This window comes from Pseudomonas sp. SCPG-7 (genome assembly GCF_002156405.1).
Lineage (GTDB): Bacteria > Pseudomonadota > Gammaproteobacteria > Pseudomonadales > Pseudomonadaceae > Aquipseudomonas > Aquipseudomonas parakoreensis.
This window is the reverse complement of sequence record NZ_MVOO01000012.1, coordinates 1-19049: the sequence shown is the minus strand read 5'-3', so window position 1 is coordinate 19049 and position 19049 is coordinate 1. Positions and strand designations below refer to the sequence as shown.

General features: G+C 53.4%; 15 protein-coding genes. 12 read left to right on the top strand and 3 right to left on the bottom strand.

Annotated features, from left to right (window positions below; genetic code table 11):
- Positions 1-7: 7 nt before the first annotated feature.
- From B1722_RS20770 to fabF, 12 genes are all read left to right on the top strand, one after another.
- Positions 8-2218, top strand: coding sequence for a glycosyltransferase (locus tag B1722_RS20770; protein WP_254616415.1), 2211 nt, complete (start codon positions 8-10; stop codon positions 2216-2218).
- Positions 2219-2311: 93 nt separating this feature from the next.
- Positions 2312-3244, top strand: coding sequence for an NAD-dependent epimerase/dehydratase family protein (locus tag B1722_RS20765; RefSeq protein WP_041069413.1), 933 nt, complete (start codon positions 2312-2314; stop codon positions 3242-3244).
- A 48-nt stretch (positions 3245-3292) separates the two neighbouring features.
- On the top strand, positions 3293-4639 hold the full coding sequence (locus B1722_RS20760; protein ID WP_086794148.1) for a glycosyltransferase: 1347 nt from the start codon (positions 3293-3295) through the stop codon (positions 4637-4639).
- A 170-nt stretch (positions 4640-4809) separates the two neighbouring features.
- Positions 4810-5403, top strand: coding sequence for an adenylyl-sulfate kinase (gene cysC, locus B1722_RS20755; protein ID WP_041069419.1), 594 nt, complete (start codon positions 4810-4812; stop codon positions 5401-5403).
- Positions 5400-6776 (top strand): FAD/NAD(P)-binding protein, encoded by a 1377-nt coding sequence (locus B1722_RS20750; RefSeq protein ID WP_086794147.1) that lies wholly within the window; start codon positions 5400-5402, stop codon positions 6774-6776. The genes cysC and B1722_RS20750 overlap by 4 nt, the downstream gene beginning before the upstream one ends.
- A 178-nt stretch (positions 6777-6954) precedes the next feature.
- Positions 6955-7926 carry an SDR family oxidoreductase gene (locus B1722_RS20745; protein ID WP_086794145.1) on the top strand — a complete coding sequence of 324 codons (972 nt, stop codon included), beginning with the start codon at positions 6955-6957 and terminating at the stop codon, positions 7924-7926.
- The gene (locus B1722_RS20740) at positions 7923-8939 is read left to right on the top strand and encodes a glycosyltransferase family 4 protein (RefSeq protein WP_086794143.1); all 1017 of its coding nucleotides are present in this window, start codon (positions 7923-7925) and stop codon (positions 8937-8939) included. Before B1722_RS20745 ends, B1722_RS20740 begins: the two co-directional genes overlap by 4 nt.
- 291 nt (positions 8940-9230) lie before the next feature.
- On the top strand, positions 9231-11024 hold the full coding sequence (locus B1722_RS20735) for a glycosyltransferase (RefSeq protein WP_254616414.1): 1794 nt from the start codon (positions 9231-9233) through the stop codon (positions 11022-11024).
- A 662-nt stretch (positions 11025-11686) separates the two neighbouring features.
- A complete protein-coding gene (locus B1722_RS20730) occupies positions 11687-13681 on the top strand; it encodes a nucleoside-diphosphate sugar epimerase/dehydratase (protein WP_041069431.1) in 1995 nt (664 codons plus the stop codon).
- Positions 13682-13791: 110 nt separating this feature from the next.
- Positions 13792-14127 carry a helix-hairpin-helix domain-containing protein gene (locus tag B1722_RS20725; protein ID WP_086794142.1) on the top strand — a complete coding sequence of 112 codons (336 nt, stop codon included), beginning with the start codon at positions 13792-13794 and terminating at the stop codon, positions 14125-14127.
- 212 nt (positions 14128-14339) lie between these two features.
- The gene (locus tag B1722_RS20720; protein WP_041069437.1) at positions 14340-15137 is read left to right on the top strand and encodes an SDR family oxidoreductase; all 798 of its coding nucleotides are present in this window, start codon (positions 14340-14342) and stop codon (positions 15135-15137) included.
- 17 nt (positions 15138-15154) lie between these two features.
- Positions 15155-16429, top strand: coding sequence for a beta-ketoacyl-ACP synthase II (gene fabF / locus B1722_RS20715; protein ID WP_086794140.1), 1275 nt, complete (start codon positions 15155-15157; stop codon positions 16427-16429).
- Here the strand turns inward: fabF and B1722_RS20710 are convergent.
- The 3 genes from B1722_RS20710 to eat form a co-directional block, all read right to left on the bottom strand.
- Positions 16426-16983, bottom strand: a complete 558-nt coding sequence (locus tag B1722_RS20710; RefSeq protein WP_041069442.1) for a TetR/AcrR family transcriptional regulator — start codon at positions 16981-16983, stop codon at positions 16426-16428. The two genes, fabF and B1722_RS20710, sit on opposite strands and share 4 nt — an antisense overlap.
- A gap of 158 nt (positions 16984-17141) precedes the next feature.
- Positions 17142-17309, bottom strand: a complete 168-nt coding sequence (locus tag B1722_RS20705) for a DUF2897 family protein (RefSeq protein WP_003226857.1) — start codon at positions 17307-17309, stop codon at positions 17142-17144.
- Positions 17310-17473: 164 nt separating this feature from the next.
- Entirely contained in the window at positions 17474-18838 is a 1365-nt protein-coding gene (eat, locus tag B1722_RS20700) for an ethanolamine permease (RefSeq protein WP_041069445.1), read from the bottom strand.
- Between the last annotated feature and the right edge of the window lie 211 nt (positions 18839-19049).

Sequence of the window (19049 nt, the reverse complement as noted above, 5' to 3'; positions counted from 1 at the left end):
TAATTTTATGTCAAACACCGCGCATCTTGATTCCTCTCTTGTTTCCGGTCCTGATGGAATGGTCAGCCGTTATCAATTGGATACTGAAAAATCTGCTCTTCATAAAGATCAAGTCCTTGTGGTCAGTTGTTCGAGCGTCGGTCTTACGGATCTCTCCAGTCTTTACCGGTCGCTCCTTGGCCAGACATTTCAAGCGTGGAAGTGGTTGATTTGTTGCGACGGGAGCGAGGAGTCGCGAGTAACTGCAGCATTTCTTCAGTCAGTGGCCGCAGATGAGCGTGTGCAGGTTCGTGACCATGCAGGGCTTTCTGTCACGAATGACATTTGGTTGCACCCTGAATATGTCGTGTTGGCTGATCCGGCTACGGAGCTCGAGCCGACATTTATTGAGAAGGGAATCTGGTGTCTTGAGTCGAATCCCGAATTTGCCTTTTGCAATACCTTTGGGAGTATTCCGGGAGCGGAGGGCGGAGCGGGACGACAGAATTTGAGTGAGGGCAAATATTATCTTGATAACCCTCATGCCAAAGTCAGAGTTATTGTTATTCGCAAGTCGGTCATTTTGAATGTGACTGAAGGCCTCGCGCCCATGGCCGACGGTCGGGAACTCACTTCACTGCTCGTTCGTCTAGCGGATGCCGGCTATTGGGGGTTCACTATCCCAGAAGTTCTGCAAATGTGTCGTAACGTACCGTTGCATCAAGGCGTTGATGCTCCCCGTACCATGCCACTCAAGCCTGTTCCGAGTCCCCAGCGACGTTATCCATCTGCTTACGAAACATTGCCAGAGGGTGTTGCCTTCAATAATTCTTTGAAACGCAATGCGCACGGCAGAAGAGTCATGTTTCTACTGCCCTGGATGGTTGAAGGTGGGGCTGACCGAGTCAATATTGATCTGATACAAGGACTTGTTACGGGTGGTGCCGATGTGACTGTCTGTGCCACGCTTGATGCTGATCATCGTTGGCAGGATCGGTTTGCAGAACTGACTTCGGATATTTTCATTCTGCCGAATATTCTTTCGCTGTCTGACTTTCCGCGTTTCTTGCTGTACCTCATAGCCTCCAGGCAAATCGACACGGTGCTGGTTGCCGGAAGCACACTGGGTTACCAGCTTCTTCCTTATTTGCGTACTGAAGCACCAAAGACAACGTTTGTGGATTTATGCCACACCGAGGAAATGCACTGGCTCAATGGTGGGCATCCGCGATTTGGCGTGGGCTATCAGGACGCGCTGGACATGAACGTGGTGAGTACTCGTCATTTGTCCGAATGGATGGCTGAGCGTAACGCAGACCCCGCGAAGATCCGAGTCATGTACACGGGGATCAAATCGCATCCGGTTTCGCTCTCTCAAGCCCAGAGAGCTGAGATGCAGCGGGGTTTCGGTCTGGACGAGCATGCACTGACTATCATTTTTGCAGGTCGCATGTGCAATCAGAAGCGCCCTCTGAAATTGGCCGAGATTCTTCATGCCTTGAAGCAGGCCGGTGTCCGCTTCAATGCGCTGATCATCGGGGAAGGCGAATTGCGTCCGGCGTTCGAGGATTTGATCAGGCAATTCGATTTGGGCGCCGATGTTCATGTGGTCGGCGCGAAACCGCATGCCGAGTGGCTTTCACTATTGGCGATTTCCGATGTGTTGCTGATGCCGTCGGAATATGAGGGGATTTCGGTCGCGCTGCTCGAGTCGATGGCAGCGGGCGTTGTACCTGTTGTTGCAGATGTAGGCGGACAGGATGAGTTGGTGGGGGAGGAGACAGGGTATCTGATTCCTCACGGTGAGGATGAGGTCAATCGCTATGTTGGTGTGTTGCAGACACTTTCGATCGATGCGCCAATGCGCGAGCGTAAGGCGCAAGCGTGTCAGCAGTTGATCGAGGCGCACTATACCGCCGCAGCCACTAACCGTCAGTGGCTACAGATTCTGGATGAGGCTCAAGCCAACAGGGCGTCTTCATCTCAACCGTTCTTGCCTGCTGGTCTGGCACGGGAACTGGCAACGACAGCTTTGGAAAATCGGCGTGTAACGTCCTATCTGGACTATCTCTATTCCACACATTGCCTTACAAACGAAGCTAAAACAGAAGTTCCAACGAGCGGTGGAATTTTGCGATTACTCTTCGCGGAAGTTCGGAAGTACCCATGGGCTAAATATATGCTGGAAAAGCCGTTGATAAAAAAGATGATGAGAAAGTTGAAGGTGCTGGTTTCTTGACGCTCTTTGGTTTTTGTGTTACTTTTTTTGTCATTTTTTGATGAATTGTCGTCAATTATTTTGTCATGGCTTCGATGTAAGTCGAGAGTTTTTATGAAGATTACAGTGTTTGGCGGTGGCGGTTTTATTGGGTCGACTATTGTTGATCGATTGTTGTTGGATGGCCATTCAATTCGAGTTTTTGAAAGACCTCGCGTGGTTGAGTATCGCAAGTTTTTACCTCATGAATGTGTCGAATGGATGACAGGTGATTTGTCATCGACCAGCGATATCAATAAAGCTGTAGATGGCGCGGATGCTGTTTTTCACCTGGTTTCCACGACGCTGCCAAAAAGCTCGAATGAAGATCCGGTTTATGATGTGCAAAGCAATGTGGTCGCAAGCTTGCAGCTGCTTAATGCAATGGTTGCGCACAACGTTGGCCGGATTGTGTTTATTTCTTCCGGAGGTACGGTATATGGTGCCCCGAAATACCTCCCTATTGATGAAAAGCATCCCACAGATCCAGAAGTTTCCTATGGCATAACCAAGCTGACCATCGAGAAATATCTGCAGATGTATAACCATCTCTATGGCATAAAGCCCGTCGTACTGCGGGTTGCCAATCCTTACGGTGAGCGTCAGCGCGTGGAAACCGCACAGGGAGCGGTGGGAGTGTTCATCCATAATGTATTGAAAGGGTTGCCAATCGAGGTTTGGGGGGATGGTAGCGTCGAGCGCGACTTCCTTCACGTCAGTGATGTGGCAGAGGCGTTCGCCAAGGCTGCTACCTATTCGGGTAGCGCCAGTGTCTTCAATATCAGCTCTGGTGTGGGCACCAGTCTAAATAGCCTGATGTCGATGATTGAAGAAGTCAGTGGTGCGCCGGTTGCCAGAAACTACAAGCCAGGACGCCCTTTTGACGTCCCTGTCAGCGTTTTGAGCAACGATCTGGCACGCGAGGAGTTGGGATGGGAGCCCAAAGTTTCGATGAAGGAAGGGATAGTTAGAACCTTTGAGTGGGCCAAGAACGAACAGCAGAAGTGAGGGTGGTCGGGTGAGTTGCCGTCTGCTCGCTGATAGCGTTGGTTGCAAATGAAGGTACTTCTCACAGTCCATCAGTTCTTCCCTGAGTTTTCTGCGGGAACTGAGGTTTTGACGCTGTCCGTCGCGCGTGCATTAAAATCTCTCGGGCATGAAGTTCGAATCTTTACAGGCTATCCGGCCAATGAGGCGCTCGCAGATAACGAACGCTTTGATCAATATCAGTACGACTCGATTCTGGTTGATCGCTTTCAGCATGCTTATTTGCCCATGGCGGATCAGACTTCAAAAATCGAGATCGGTTATGACAATCATTTGGCTGCTGATTTTTTCCAGGACTTGCTGGAGGAATTCAGGCCGGATATTGTGCATTTTTTCCATCTCAATCGTCTCGGCACCGGCTTGATCGAAAAAGCGGTCGCTGCCGGTGTTCCAGCCTATTACACCCCCACCGACTTCTGGAGTATCTGTCCTACTGGACAATTACTACGTTGCGGGGGGCGAGCATGTGCCGGCCCCAGCAAGGAAGCGGGGAATTGTGTCGTGCATTTTGCCGCCAGTCAGCTTCCCGACCGGATCGGGCGGCTTCTGACGACCGTTCCGGATGTTATCAGCGATATGCTGGTACGAATTGTTCGGTCGTCCGGGATGCCTTCCGTATCGCTGCTGGATGAAGTACGAGCGCTGAATGGTCGGCTAGATCGCAATGTCCGTCGATTGAATCTTCTGCAGGGAATTATCGCGCCCAACCCCATGATCGAGTCACTATTGACGCGCAATGGTGTGCGTCCAGACATCGTGGTGAGATCTTCCTACGGCATCAATCTGGAAAGACCGGTAGTCGTTCGGGATCGAGCGCTGAAAGATCGCCCCTTGGTATTGGGGTTTATTGGTACTCTCGCGCCGCACAAGGGTTGCCATGTGCTTTTGAAGGCGTTGCGCCATTTTTCTCCCTGCGATGTCCAGTTGAAAATTTATGGCAAGCAAACAGACTTTCCTGACTATGTAGCCCAGTTGCATCGCTTGGCTGATGGTAATGAAGGTATTACGTTTTGCGGCACATTTTCCAATGAAGATATATTCAATGTGCTGGGTGAGTTGGACGCGCTGGTCGTGCCATCTGTCTGGAATGAAAACACCCCGTTGGTCGTTTACTCGGCGCAGGCTGCCGGCTGTCCGGTTGTGGCTTCCAATGTGCCGGGAATAGCCGATGCAGTCACACATAATGTCGACGGGCTACTGTATGAGCCAGGCAGTGTGGAGGCGCTTGAAGCAGCTCTGAAACGTTTGGTCTCTGAGCAGGGTTTATTGGCGAATTTATCTTCCAGTTCCACTCGTCCAAAATCTGTTTCTGTTTATGTGGATGAGTTATTGCAGGTATGGAAATCATCCATTTAGCAACGTCAGCTATTGTTTTCGTGCGGAGGTTTTCCTTGGCGCGAGCAGTGGCTGGGTCTATTCTTCACGCTTAATTCTGAGCTTGGATTCAAGGCAGGCAGATCCAAGTTTTCTGTTGGCCTTGAAGATTCAGATTCAGTCAATGTGGATATAACAGCGGTGTGGTTTCGATGACGGAAAATCTTGTCGCTCATCAGATGGTCGTTGATCGTGAGCAGCGTAGTGCTCTTAAGCAGCAGCGACCAGTGGTTCTCTGGTTTACCGGGCTCAGTGGTGCTGGTAAATCGACGATAGCCAATGCTTTGGAGCAGGCGTTGCTTGAGCATAATCGTCACACGTATTTGCTGGACGGGGACAACATGCGTCTTGGTCTTTGCAATGATCTTGGGTTCAATGATGATGATCGTACGGAAAATATCCGTCGAATCGCTGAAGTTGCCAAGTTGTTCGTTGATGCAGGTCTTATCGTAGTCAGTGCTTTCATATCGCCTTTTCGCCTTGATCGAGCTCTGGCTCGGAAGGTGATTGGTGATGAGTTCTTCGTTGAGGTCTATATCAGTACGCCGTTGCTTGAGTGTGAACGCAGGGATCCCAAGGGGCTCTATGGCAAGGCTCGCTCAGGAATGATAAAAAACTTCACTGGTATCGACTCATCATACGAACCGCCGCTGACCCCGGATATCACCATCAACACCCTTGATGATGATGTGCCCACTTCTGTCGCGAAAATCATGGACTATCTGGTGGGGCGGATCGAACCTTGAAGACTCTGATCATCATTGGTGCGGGCTTTAGTGGGGCGGTTACCGCCGTTCAATTACTGCAAGCCTCCAAGGCCGGTACGCGCGTTTTGTTGCTCAACCGCTCTGGTGAGATGGCTCGCGGACTCGCCTACGGAACCAATAGCTCCCGGCATTTGCTGAATGTGCCGGCAGGTAATATGTCAGCGCTGGTTGATCAGCCAGATCATTTTCTGCGTTTTTGCGAAACGCGTTTGCCGGGTACTTCGTCGTCATCTTTTGTGCCTCGCAAGCTCTATGGCGAATACCTCTCGGGATTACTGGCGACTGCCGAGCGCAATTGTCCTGATGGCGTCAGTTTCGAACGAATCACTACAGAAGCGCACAGTATCGAAGAGCAGGATGGTAAGGCGCGAGTGCGCATTGCAGATGGCCAGGAAATAATTGCAGATCATGTAATTCTTGCATTCGGAAACTTTTCGCCGTTTAACCCAGTGATTACGTCCACCGCCCGAGATACGGGTCGTTATGTTGCGGACCCTTGGTCGGGAGACATTGAGGTACCGATCGACCCGAAGGCACCGGTTCTGTTGCTGGGCGCAGGGCTTACTGCGCTGGATGTCGCATTGACTCTGGATCAGCAAGGGCATAGCGGACTGGTCTACATGCTCTCAAGGCGAGGCGTGCTACCGTTACCACATCGCTCTTCACGACATGTGAGTTTCGCCTCGGGAGATGTGGCTCAAGCACTTCTTGATTCTCCCCCAACTGTGCTGAGCTACTTGCGTCAAATGCGCTCATTGGTTCGCGCCGCTGCCAAAGATGATATTGATTGGCGTGACATCATCGCGGCTGTGCGGCCGATTACCGCGCAGTTATGGGCGCGCTTGAACCCAGTGGAGCGGCAACGTTTCCTTCGCCATTTGCAAGTGTACTGGGATGCTCATCGCCACCGCGTTGCTCCTGCCTCATATTCCGCTTTTTCGGCGCAGATCGAGCAGGGTCGGCTTAAGCCAATGGCGGGTAGAATCAATAACATTGAAGCGTTATCCGACGGTTTGCGGATTCATGTCGGAGGGCGGGGGGGCGTGGCGATTGATCCCGTACAAGTGTCGCACATCATAAATTGTACGGGGCCGAATTCGAATCTTGCTCGGGTCGATGATCGTTTAATTGTTCAGTTGCTTCAAGCAGGCCTGATTCAAATGGATAACCTCGGTCTGGGCATCTGTGTGGATGAGTCGCTTTCTGTTCTGGATCGGCGCGGCGTTCCAGTAAGTTGGCTGACTTATGTTGGCCCAATGCTCAAGGCGCAATACTGGGAAGCCACTGCTGTTCCAGAACTCAGGAAATATGCGCGAGACCTGGCCGTACGAGTGGCCACAAAAGTCAGTTAAGGCCATTCGATCCGATAGGGGGCGCGGGGTTGTCTGGTATTGCCAGGTTTGTGTCCCCAATCCCACATGCACGGCTCTGTTACTTATATGGCGAGCCAGCAATGGTTTGGGATGCTTGGTGGTAAATAGTCATGATGCATGTATCAAACATTCAATGCTTTTTCAACGAGCCTGATGAATGAAAGTTGAAACAGTATTAGTAACCGGTGGCTCAGGATTTCTCGGAGGGGGCTTGCTTCGGCATTTAGCCCTTTGTGGCCGGTATTCTTTGGTTGCCGCGTTGCGTAGAGAGTGTAACGAGCTTCCTCAATCCATTCGGCGTTTCATGTATGCGGATTTGACCGCTTATGTCGATTGGCAAAATGCGTTAAATCACGTTGATGTTGTGGTTCATTCGGCTGCGCGGGTTCATGTCATGGCTGAGTCTGCTGCTGACCCTGTGGCGGAGTTTCGGCGGGTGAATGTCGAGGCTACATTGAACCTTGCCCGGCAGGCGGCGGAAGCCGGTGTGAAGCGCTTCATTTATCTCAGTTCAATCAAGGTGAATGGCGAGTTTACCCAGCCCGGTTGTGCATTCGCCGCAGACGATGCACCGGATCCGGTTGACCCTTATGGTATCTCTAAGCTTGAGGCAGAGCTTGCACTGAAGGATCTCGCCCTTGCTACCGGGATGGAAGTTGTGATCATTCGCCCCGTGCTGGTTTATGGGGTGGGTGTAAAAGCCAATTTCCTGAATATGATCCGCTGGTTGCAGCGTGGAGTGCCTTTGCCGTTTGGTGCAGTAAATAATAAGCGTAGTCTGGTCAGCCTCGAAAACCTGATTGATTTTATAGTTACGTGTATCGAACACCCTGCGGCGGCGAATCAGACATTTCTAGTCAGCGACGGGCATGACGTTTCCACAACCGAGTTGTTGCGCAGCCTGGCAAAGGCTATGAATAGCCCGACGATATTGTTGCCGCTGCCGGTTAGCCTAATGAGTGTTGTGGCCAAACTCTTAGGAAAAGGTGCCGTCGCACAGCGTATCTTTGGTTCGCTGGAAGTGGATATCACTAAAAATCAGCGTGTGTTGGGTTGGGTTCCGCCGGTAAGTTTTCGCAGCGCAATCGACTCTACAGTGAAACCATTTCTGGATGTTCGAAAAAAATGAATTACTGGTGGCTTATTTCGGTTTCAGCGGTCCTTTCTTTTGCTCTAACAGCTTTTCTGCGTCGATATGCCTTATCGCGCAGCTTGATCGATATACCCAATCAACGCAGTTCGCATTCGATTCCAACTCCCCGCGGTGGAGGCGTCGCCATTGTTTTAACACTTGTCTGTGCTCTGTGCGTTCTATTCTATTTGGGATTGATGACACAGGATGCTTTCATTGCATTGGTTGGCGCTGGTGGCATTACCGCTATTATCGGTTTTCTGGATGACCATGGTCACGTTGCCGCTCGATGGCGTCTTTTGGCTCATTTTTTTGCCGCAGCCTGGGCGATTTATTGGGTAGGCGGTCTGGCGCCGCTGGAGGTTGGGGGGGGCAGTATCCAATTAGGCTGGTTAGGCCATTTTCTGGCGCTTGTTTATCTTGTCTGGATGCTTAACCTTTACAACTTCATGGATGGCATTGATGGTATCGCCGGCGTTGAAGCAGTGACCACTTGTGGCGGTATGGTTTTAATTTACTGGCTTGGTGGATTTGCAGAGTTGGCATGGCCGCCGGGGTTGCTAGCGGTGTGTTCTGCAGGTTTTCTGTGTTGGAACTTTCCTCCTGCGAAAATTTTCATGGGGGATGCTGGCAGCGGATTTCTCGGTGTCGTAATCGGGGTGCTGTCGCTTCAAGCTGCGTGGGCTGATCCAGGATTGCTCTGGGGGTGGCTGATCCTGCTTGGTGTGTTCATAGTGGATGCAACATTCACGTTGATGCGTCGCTTGTTACGAGGCGAAAAAATTTACGAGGCGCATCGTAGTCACGCCTATCAGTTTGCATCCAGACAGATGGGCAAGCATTTACCCGTCACCGCTGTGGTCGGACTGATCAATCTGCTTTGGCTGCTGCCGATTGCGTTTTGTGTGGTCTGTTTCAAACTGGATGGCGCTTTGGCGCTGCTGGTAGCTTATCTGCCGCTTATCTGGCTCGCCGTCAAATATAGGGCCGGTGAGCTTGAAAAAAATTAGGTGCTGATGGCCGTTTTCTGGGAGGAGCGCCATGGCACGTCCATGGCGGCTCATCCTCCCGAGGTTGTGTGTCTAAAAGTATCAGAATAGTTTCCAAAATGTGTATCATGCACGTACGCAGGGAGCATCCCCCCGACCTGTTGACGACTAGATCGAAGTTGGCATCCAGCACGCTTCGATTGCCTGGAAAATTGTTCATGAGGATTGTGTTGGACAGCTCCAACCGCTGAACAATGTAATCTTAGGGCACTCGTCGTTCATGAAAACTGCCCCAATTAGAAGGAATAGATTTTGGCTCGCAATAGCTTTTTCCCCAAGCTGTTCAGACTATTTACTGAGCGCTCAGAGAACCTGAAGAGCTCCGAAGCTTCCCTGAAGCAGGTGCGCAAGCCAGAAATTTCCGCTCCATCAGTTAGCGTTGAGGCAAACCTGGCAGAGCAGCTTCCTCCCATTTCGAAAGTTATTGAGTCTGTTGAAGTTCAGGAGCCACGGGCGAAGTCCAATGCGAAAAATTTGGTTTCGCTGCCAAAAAACTTTGATCCGGTGCTCTATCTGAAGCTCAACCCTGATCTAGGTACCGCCATTGATCCTGTCGCTCATTATTTGAATCACGGTCATCAGGAAAGCTGGCGCATTGTAACCCTGCCTGAAATCAAACTGTCCAATACCCGCGCATTCGATCCTGCGCGGGAAACAGTTATGGTTGTCAGTCACGAAGCGTCGCGCTCGGGGGCGCCGATACTTGCACTCAACTTGGTAGAGCGCTTATCCAGTCATTATAATGTCGTCGCTCTTTTGCTTGGGCATGGAGCGCTGCTAGATGCTTTTGAGGAAGCTGCCATCGCAACAATGGCAAGCCCGCGACTGAAAAATAATGTGCCCTATACAGCTTTTGCTATCGAGCAACTGTGCAGCCAGTTCAGCTTCAAATTTGCGCTGGTCAACAGCATGGAGTGCCGCGTGGTTCTGGAACCACTGGCTCGGCATTTTGTACCTGCCATTCCATTGATTCATGAGTTTGCCTCTGCTTATCCTAATTCGAGTTCGGTGTTCGCTGATGCCAGACTGTGGTCTGCCGATCAGGTTTTCTCGGCAGACATTACCTGGGAGAGCGCGCAGGACTCATGTCCCGACCTGGAGTCCATGATTGCGCATATTATTCCTCAAGGGCGCTGTGTCTTGCCCGGGCAAGTGGTCAGTGAAGAGGCGTTGACAAGAGAGTCGGAATACTTGCGTGGGCGGATCCGTCAGGTGAGTGACATCGACAGGAAATTCGTGGTTCTGGGCGCGGGTTACGTAAACTTCCGTAAAGGTGCCGACCTCTTCATTCAATGCGCTATCAAGACGATGCTTACACCAGGTGGCGATAAATTTCGATTTGTTTGGATCGGTAAGGGTTACAACCCCGATGTAGAAGATGGTTACTCGGTTTACCTTGCAGATCAGATCAAAAGATCCGGATTACAAGATAACTTTGTCATGCTGGACGAGACCTCTGCAATTGAAACGGCTTATGAAGAAGCCGATCTGCTGTTTATTTCATCTCGACTTGATCCGTTGCCGAACGTCGCTATTGATGCCTTCGACGCGCGATTGCCAGTACTCTGCTTCGACAAGGCTACCGGTATTTCCGACTTCCTTTCCTCTTGTGGATTGCGCGAGTCGTGCATTGCTGATTACCTTGATGTCGATAGCGCCGTTCAAAAAATATTCGCACTGGCAAATTCCCGCGAGTTGTATGAGCAGGCGGTCAATAAGAGTCACGATGCCTCTAAAGTTTACTTTGACATGGATAAATACGTCGCAGCACTTGAGGTCGTCGGAATTAACGCCGCCGAACGTGCAGGCCAGGAAAGACGCGACGTTCAAACCATTATTGGCTCTGGCTTGTTCAAAGCCGATGAACAGGACATACGTCGTTATGTCCGGGCATGGGCAAGCGGTATTAATCCACCGGCACCGCCTTTGGATTTCAACCCAGCTGTTTATGCCGCTGAACATGGCGTGCAAATTCCAGGAAGCGATCCATTTGCAGATTACATTCGCATGGGGTGCCCGCAGGGGGCGTGGAACAAAAGCGAATAAGTATATCCGTACGTATGATAATCGCTGGTCGCATTGCTCATTGCGGCTGGCAACCTGAAAGGGGAGGGGGAGGAATCTTCGATGCGCTCCCCCCCTTGCAGATGCACCAGTCGGCTGTATTTTTCAGGTGACTTCCCTTTTTGTGTCTAACGACTTTTCCATCAGAATATTGGATTGATTCGACAGACTCTTGCTGTAAGAAAGCTTCAACTTCCTTCTACAAGTTAGCAGTCTCCCTAAAGGTTCGTGCTATCTCTGATTTCGCGCGATAACTTTTCAGCAAGTCTTTATCAGATTCCGCAGAAAGCAATATTATCAATATGGTCGTTTTGGCTTCCGGTTCGGCATCTAACGTGCGTATCACCTGAGTTTTAAATTCCGACAGGTTTGACCAGAGCAACTTTGCAAATTGTATTGTTGTCAATTGTCCAGAGTTGAAACGCGAATGCGTAGTCGACGACGGCGACCATGCGGGGGAGTGATGGCTTTCTGATGCATTGTGTCAGCAGAAAACAATGCTGTAAGGCCATTGGGATGTGGTGTTTGCGCCGAAGGTGAATTCGCTTTCAGGCAGCTAATTATTCAGATGATGGCTCATGCATTGAGGTTACAATGCTGGTCGTCGACTGGTTAAGGAGGGAGCCAAGTGCTCGCACGGGTGAATGGATAAGGTACGGACCGTTTTGCTGGGGTTACCTCGGAAGCAGAAACGTCTGCTGCAGGTGGGGACCGATATCGTTCTGGTATGGGTTGCCCTTTGGTTGGCATTCATCGTGCGTCTGGGTATCGATGACATGTATAACCCTTTCAAAGCTCATATCTGGCTTTTCGCCTGTGCCCCCGTCATCGCCATTCCACTGTTTATCCGCTTTGGAATGTATCGGGCAGTCATGCGTTATTTCGGCAATGATGCCCTGATAGCGATAGTCAAGGCCGTCAGTCTTTCCTCGCTTATCTTGGCCGTAGTCGTTTACTGGTATAGCAATCACGAAACAGTGGTACCTCGATCAATCATTTTCAACTATTGGTGGTTGAGCATGATAATTATAGGTGGACTGCGATTGTGTATGCGCCAGTTTTTCATGGGTGACTGGTTCACGGCCGCCCAACACGTACCTTTTACCAGCCGCGATGATGGTTTGACCAAGGTTGCCATCTATGGTGCCGGTGTAGCCGGCAATCAACTTGTAGCGGCTCTGCGCATGGGGCGCGTGATGCGTCCGGTGGCCTTCATTGATGATGATCCCGGTATTTCCGATCGTTCTATATCTGGGCTGCAAGTCTATAAGCCTAAGCATATACAACAGATGATTGATGTAACCGGTGCCCAGGAGATACTGCTGGCGTTGCCGTCTTCGACACGCGCCAGACGTCGTGAAATTCTCAATCTGCTTGAAGGTTTTCCGCTTCACGTCCGCAGCGTTCCCAATTTCACCGATCTGGCCAGTGGTCGCGTAAGGGTGGAAGACATTCAGGAGGTGGACATTGCAGATTTGCTTGGACGCGACTCCGTACCGGCCCAAACAGATCTGCTGGCACGTTGCATTACCGGCAAGGTGGTAATGGTCACGGGTGCTGGGGGGTCGATCGGTTCCGAGCTGTGCCGGCAGATATTCTCGTTGGGACCTACCAGCCTGGTGCTGTACGAGCACAGCGAGTTCAACCTGTATAGCATTGTTTCGGAGTTGGAACAGCGAGGATGTAGAGAGGCGGTTCCCGTTCGACTATTGCCAATCCTTGGTTCCATTCGCTATCAGGACAAGCTGCTGGATACCATGAAAACCTGGAAAGTCGACACGGTTTATCATGCTGCCGCCTACAAGCATGTGCCGATGGTCGAGCACAATATTGCAGAGGGTGTTCTCAACAATGTGATCGGCACTCTCAATACTGCACAGGCTGCACTGCAATCAGGAGTATCGAATTTCGTCCTCATCTCTACGGATAAAGCGGTGCGGCCAACGAATGTTATGGGCAGTACCAAACGTCTTGCAGAGTTGACGCTACAGGCACTTAGTCGTGAAACCGCACCAGTATTATTTGGAGACAGTGCCAATGTCTCCCGAGTAAATAAAACCCGTTTCACCATGGTGCGCTTCGGCAACGTGCTGGGCTCGTCGGGGTCGGTTATTCCTCTGTTTCACAGCCAGATCAAAACAGGCGGTCCGCTGACAGTCACCCATCCCAAGATTACCCGCTATTTCATGACGATCCCCGAGGCCGCGCAGTTGGTGATTCAGGCCGGATCCATGGGGCAAGGCGGTGACGTGTTTGTTCTGGATATGGGGGAGCCTGTAAAAATCGTCGAGCTTGCCGAGAAAATGATTCATCTGTCCGGTTTGAGCATACGATCAGAGCGTAATCCGCAGGGTGACATTTCCATCGAGTTCACCGGTCTGCGGCCGGGAGAAAAACTCTACGAGGAGCTGCTGATCGGCGATAACGTGGCGGCTACTCAGCACCCGATGATCATGACGGCTAATGAAGATCACCTGTCTTGGGATGTACTCAAGGGGCGCCTGCACGAATTACTCGTCGCAGTCGAAAAGGATGATTACTCACGAGTGCGTCAGTTGCTGCGCGAAACTGTCAGCGGCTACACCCCGGACGGCGAAATCGTCGACTGGATCTATCAACAACGCCGCCTCGAACCCTGATTGTTTCACATCCTGTAATAGACGCATTTTTGACACCCGCCAACCATCGCCTAAGTTTGGAGAGCAGCTTCGGAAAAGCTGCTTTCTCAATCGATGATGGAGCGTCATTTATGCGTAACGGTTTTTTCTACTCCCTGGTTTTTGCTTTGCTCACCAGTGCTTCAATCGCTGTAGTCGCGGCACCTGCCGTCGTCCCGAGCACGGATAATGCAACGATGGTGAGCGATAACGTGACATTGCCGTCGAGTGAAAAGGTCGATCTCAACGGTGCCGACGCAGCCACTCTGCAAAAACAATTGGCCGGAGTTGGCGAGACAAAGGCCAAAGCGATTGTTGCGTATCGTGACGCTAATGGGCCATTCGCCTCGGTGGATGAGTTGCTGGAAGTGAAGGGCATCGGCAAGGCGATCCTCGATCGCAACCGCGACAAGCTGGAAGTGAACTAAGCTGATTATTCAACGCCAAGGGGCCGGTCATTGACCGGCCTTTCTGCTTTCTGGTGGCAGAGATGCGACTGAGGGAGCGCCGTCGCGTCTGTCGGCGATCTGAAAATTATGGGTATCATATTGTCTTGAGATTATGCCTATAATAATTTCCGTCACCTCCAGGCAAGTGAGCGTTGGAGGCCTATCTCCCAATATGTTTCAGGAGCGCTCTCATGAGTTCAGTCCAGTCTCAAGGTACGGCCGTCGTCACTGGCGCATCGTCCGGTATCGGTGCCATCTACGCGCAGCGGCTGGCAGCGCGAGGTTTTGATTTGCTGTTGGTGGCACGGGATCAACAGCGTCTTGACAGCGCTGCGGGCGAGTTGCGCGAAGCGCACGGTGTAAAGGTCGAAGTGCTCAAAGCCGACCTGACGCAAAAGGACGATGTCCTCAAACTCCAGCAACGCCTGCGCAGTGATTCAGGCATCACGCTGTTGGTGAACAACGCCGGGGTCGCAGCCGATGGCTTACTGGCCAACTCCGATGCCGAGCAACTGGAGCGTCTGATCCAGTTGAACGTCACCGCCGTAACGTTGCTGGCCTCGGCAGCCGCCGCCAGTTTCGCCAAGGCCGGACGTGGCACGATCATCAACATCGCCTCGGTGGTGGCGCTGTTTCCGGAGCGCTTCAATGCCACCTACAGCGCGAGTAAAGCTTACGTGTTGAGCCTGACTCAATCGCTCAACGCCGAGCTCGAAGGCACTGGCGTGAAGGTGCAAGCGGTGCTGCCCGGGGTTACCCGCACTGAAATCTGGGAACGCTCGGGCATCGACGCCAGCGGTATTCCGGCGGAGATGGTGATGGAAGCTGGCGAGATGGTCGATGCGGCGCTGGCCGGTCTGGATCAGGGCGAGTTGATTACCATCCCGTCGCTGCCGGATGAGGGTGAATGGCAGGCCTTCGTGCGCGCGCGGCATGTCATGGCACCGAACCTGTCGCGCAGCTCTGCGGCCCAACGCTACAAGCATTGATCAGAGGTAACTGTGGTATGAGTGAAGGTCGAATTGTTGTCACCGGTATGGGCTTGGTTTCGCCTTTGGGCAGTGACGTCGAGAGGGTCTGGCAACGCTTGCTCGCCGGGCGCTCGGGTTTGCGCAATTTGCCGGACGCGGTGAGCGCAGATCTGCCGACCCGGGTCGCCGGGATGGTGCCCATGGCGGCGGAAGACGTCGAGGCCGGTTTCGATCCGGACCTTGCCACGCCACCCAAGGAACAGAAGAAGATGGATCGCTTCATCCTGTTCGCCATGGAAGCGGCACGCCAGGCCCTGCTTCAGGCAGGATGGCAGCCGTCCGAAGCCAAGGATCAGGAGCGCACCGCAACGATCATCGGCTCCGGTGTTGGCGGGTTCGGTGCAATAGCTGACGCTGTACGCACTACGGACAGTCGTGGTCCGCGTCGTCTGTCGCCGTTCACCATCCCATCGTTTCTGGTCAATCTGGCGGCCGGACATGTGTCGATCCAGCACGCTTTGAAAGGCCCGCTCGGCGCACCGGTGACTGCTTGTGCTGCCGGGGTGCAGGCGATTGGCGATGCTGCGCGGATGATTCGTGCCGGTGAAGCGGACATCGCGGTTTGTGGCGGAGCGGAAGCCTGTATTGATCGGGTCAGTCTGGCCGGTTTTGCCGCGGCGCGGGCGCTGTCCAGTGGTTACAACGACACCCCCGAACGAGCCTCACGACCGTTTGATAGCGGTCGCGATGGTTTCGTGATGGGCGAGGGGGCCGGGCTGCTAGTGATCGAATCGCTGGAGCATGCGCTGGCACGCGGTGCGCAGCCGTTGGCTGAGCTGGTCGGTTATGGCACCACTGCCGACGCCTATCACCTCACTGCCGGACCGGAAGATGGCAGCGGTGCACGACGGGCGATGCAGTTGGCGTTGGCTCAGGCGGGTGTTGCGCCGGAGCAGGTGCAGCATCTCAATGCGCATGCGACCTCAACGCCGGTGGGCGATCTTGGTGAGTTGGCAGCGATCAAGGCGCTGTTCGGTACGGAGAATAAAATCGCCGTGACTTCGACCAAATCCGCCACCGGGCATTTGCTCGGCGCTGCCGGCGGACTGGAAGCGATCTTCACCCTGTTGGCCATCCGCGATCAGGTCGTCCCGCCGACGCTCAACTTCGAAAATCCGGATCCGGCGAGTGCGGGTGTAGACATCGTTCATGGTCAGGCACGGTCGATGCCGATCGAGTATGCCCTGTCCAACGGTTTCGGTTTCGGCGGGGTAAACGCCAGTGTGCTGTTCAAGCGTTGGCAGGCTTAGTCCTGCGATTGCTTGAGGTGATCGCGCGTGACGTCGAGGATGCGCTGGGCAAGCTCGGCGTCAGCGACACTGCGTGACAGCAAGAGCGCGCCGACCAGTGTCGACATGATGACGATGGCCCGGTCGGCGCCGTTGTCGCCCTCAAGGGTGCCTTCGATTTGACTCAGTCGGGCATTGAGTACCGCATCACTGGTCGGGCTTGGCTGGCCGCGCAGACCCAGCTCTGAAGAAATGGTCAGCAGCGGGCAGCCTTCGTGCGGGGAGGTCTGATGCCATTCGGAAAGATAAGTGTCGATAAATGCCTGCAGCGGCTGTTCCTGAGCAAAGATCTCGGCGCACAGTCCATCGACTTGAGCGCTCGCCTCCTGCAAGGCTTTTTCGACCAGTTCGTCCTTGGATTTGAAGTGCGAATAAAAGCCGCCGTGGGTCAGCCCCAGTGCTTTCATCAAAGGTTGCAAGCCGGTAGCACCGATGCCGTCTTTGCGAAATCGCGCCGAGGCTTCCTTGATGATCCGCTGATGGGTTTGAGCTTTATGATCTTGCGAGTAACGCATGTGGAACTCTCCGCAACAAGACCACCATCTTAACCAAGGTAAATGAAATGGTGACTGTACTTCTACTTCTTAAAAGCGTGCGGCTGAGTCCAACATGATCCTTGGGGGAATACGCTCCACAAAAAACAAACCCCGCCTGATCCGGCGGGGTTTTTCGTTCAGCGATCCTGCGCGTCCTTGATGTCCGCTTCGGCGTTGCGCTGCGCAACGCGCTTGCGTTCCTCATCGGTCAGTTCAACCTTGTTGGCGGTGTCGCGCAACATCATCAATCCGCCAACGATCGAGCCGATTGCAACGACCAGAATCAACCAGGCATACCAGGGCATAACGGCTCTCCTTAATGGCAGCTTGGCGGGCGAGGGCTTCGCCAGCGACGCTGCATACCACTTATGAGCGAAATGACTTCGCAGTGGTTCCATTCTAGGCCCGATATCCTAGCCGCACCTTAATTCCCTGTAGGAGCAGCCTTCGGCAGCTCCTACATGATGCGTTATCGCCCCGTTAGCATGGCATCGGCCGGAGCGTCAGCGCGCAACTGACCGGTAAGCATGAAGTAGCCGAAACCGACCGCCATGAAGCCGAGGAAGATCAAGCCGATCAGCGCGTTGAACCACGCCATCGCCACCAGACAAACCACCGCCAGCACCAAGGCAATCAGCGGAATCAGCGGATAGCACGGCGCACGAAAAGTCCGCTCGAGATTGGGTTCGGATTTGCGCAGTTTGAACAGGCTGAGCATGCTCATGATGTACATCACGATCGCGCCGAAAACGGCCATGGTGATCATCGCCGCGGTAAGGGTCATGCCGCCGAGGTTGATCAGACCGTCGCTGTAAATCGCGGCGATGCCGATGATGCCGCCGGCGATGATTGCGCGGTGCGGGGTCTGGAAACGCGAGAGTTTCGCCAGCGACGCCGGCAGGTAACCGGCGCGGGCGAGGGCGAAGAACTGCCGCGAGTAGCCGAGGATGATCCCGTGGAAACTCGCCACCAGACCGAACAGGCCGATCCACACCAGCATGTGCAACCAGCCGGAATTGTCGCCGACCACGGTTTTCATCGCCTGTGGCAGCGGGTCATTGATGTTCGCCAGGGTGCGCCAGTCACCGACACCGCCGGCGAAGAACATCACGCCCATCGCCAGCAACACCAGAGTCAGGATCCCGCTGATGTAGGCCTTGGGGATCGTGCGCTTCGGATCCTTGGCTTCTTCGGCAGCCATCGCCGCGCCTTCGATGGCGAGGAAAAACCAGATCGCAAACGGAATCGCAGCGAACATCCCGGCAATCGCCGGCGCACCGAACACATCGGAACCGGCCCAGCCATTCAGGGCAAAGCTGCTGAAGCTGAAGGCCGGTGCGACCACACCCATGAACACCAGCAATTCAATCACCGCCAGCACGCAGACGATCAGTTCGAACGTTGCCGCCAGTTTCACCCCGAGGATGTTCAGGGTCATGAACACGATGTAGGCACCGACCGCTGCGTGTTTCGGGTCGAGCGCCGGAAACTGCACATTCAGATAAGCGCCAATCGCCAGGGCGATGGCCGGAGGGGCGAAGACGAATTCGATCAGCGTGGCCAGTCCGGCAATCAGTCCGCCTTTTTCACCGAAGGCTCGGCGGCTATAGGCGAACGGCCCGCCCGCATGAGGAATCGCGGTGGTCAGTTCGGTGAAGCTGAAGATGAAGCAGGTGTACATCGTGGCGACCATGAACGAAGTCACCAGAAAACCCAGCGTGCCGGCGACGCCCCAGCCGTAACTCCAGCCGAAGTACTCGCCGGAAATTACCAGCCCGACGGCGATGCCCCACAGGTGCAAGGTGCCCAGCGTGGGTTTGAGTTGTGTGTTCATGCGCATGCTCCCGGAACGGTTTGGAAAGCTCGGGGGAGGGCGTTTGCAGTGGGCGTGCCAGTCCTGTGAATCAGGTCGCAATAGGCTGAAAGCTGTCGTTATCCAAGATGTTCATTACCGGATGGGCACATTTTCGTGCGCCAGTTGGGTGCGACGTCGTTAGTGCTGCCGTCTTCGCGGGCAAGCCCGCTTGTGTCTGAGTAAGGGAATA

Excerpts from the sequence above, each read along its gene's own strand:
- B1722_RS20770 (WP_254616415.1), top strand. The coding sequence starts at position 8 with ATGTCAAACACCGCGCATCTTGATTCCTCTCTTGTTTCCGGTCCTGAT.
- B1722_RS20765 (WP_041069413.1), top strand. The coding sequence starts at position 2,312 with ATGAAGATTACAGTGTTTGGCGGTGGCGGTTTTATTGGGTCGACTATT.
- B1722_RS20760 (WP_086794148.1), top strand. The coding sequence starts at position 3,293 with ATGAAGGTACTTCTCACAGTCCATCAGTTCTTCCCTGAGTTTTCTGCG.
- cysC (WP_041069419.1), top strand. The coding sequence starts at position 4,810 with ATGACGGAAAATCTTGTCGCTCATCAGATGGTCGTTGATCGTGAGCAG.
- B1722_RS20745 (WP_086794145.1), top strand. The coding sequence starts at position 6,955 with ATGAAAGTTGAAACAGTATTAGTAACCGGTGGCTCAGGATTTCTCGGA.
- B1722_RS20740 (WP_086794143.1), top strand. The coding sequence starts at position 7,923 with ATGAATTACTGGTGGCTTATTTCGGTTTCAGCGGTCCTTTCTTTTGCT.
- B1722_RS20730 (WP_041069431.1), top strand. The coding sequence starts at position 11,687 with ATGGATAAGGTACGGACCGTTTTGCTGGGGTTACCTCGGAAGCAGAAA.
- B1722_RS20725 (WP_086794142.1), top strand. The coding sequence starts at position 13,792 with ATGCGTAACGGTTTTTTCTACTCCCTGGTTTTTGCTTTGCTCACCAGT.
- B1722_RS20720 (WP_041069437.1), top strand. The coding sequence starts at position 14,340 with ATGAGTTCAGTCCAGTCTCAAGGTACGGCCGTCGTCACTGGCGCATCG.
- fabF (WP_086794140.1), top strand. The coding sequence starts at position 15,155 with ATGAGTGAAGGTCGAATTGTTGTCACCGGTATGGGCTTGGTTTCGCCT.
- B1722_RS20710 (WP_041069442.1), bottom strand. The coding sequence starts at position 16,983 with ATGCGTTACTCGCAAGATCATAAAGCTCAAACCCATCAGCGGATCATC.
- B1722_RS20705 (WP_003226857.1), bottom strand. The coding sequence starts at position 17,309 with ATGCCCTGGTATGCCTGGTTGATTCTGGTCGTTGCAATCGGCTCGATC.
- eat (WP_041069445.1), bottom strand. The coding sequence starts at position 18,838 with ATGAACACACAACTCAAACCCACGCTGGGCACCTTGCACCTGTGGGGC.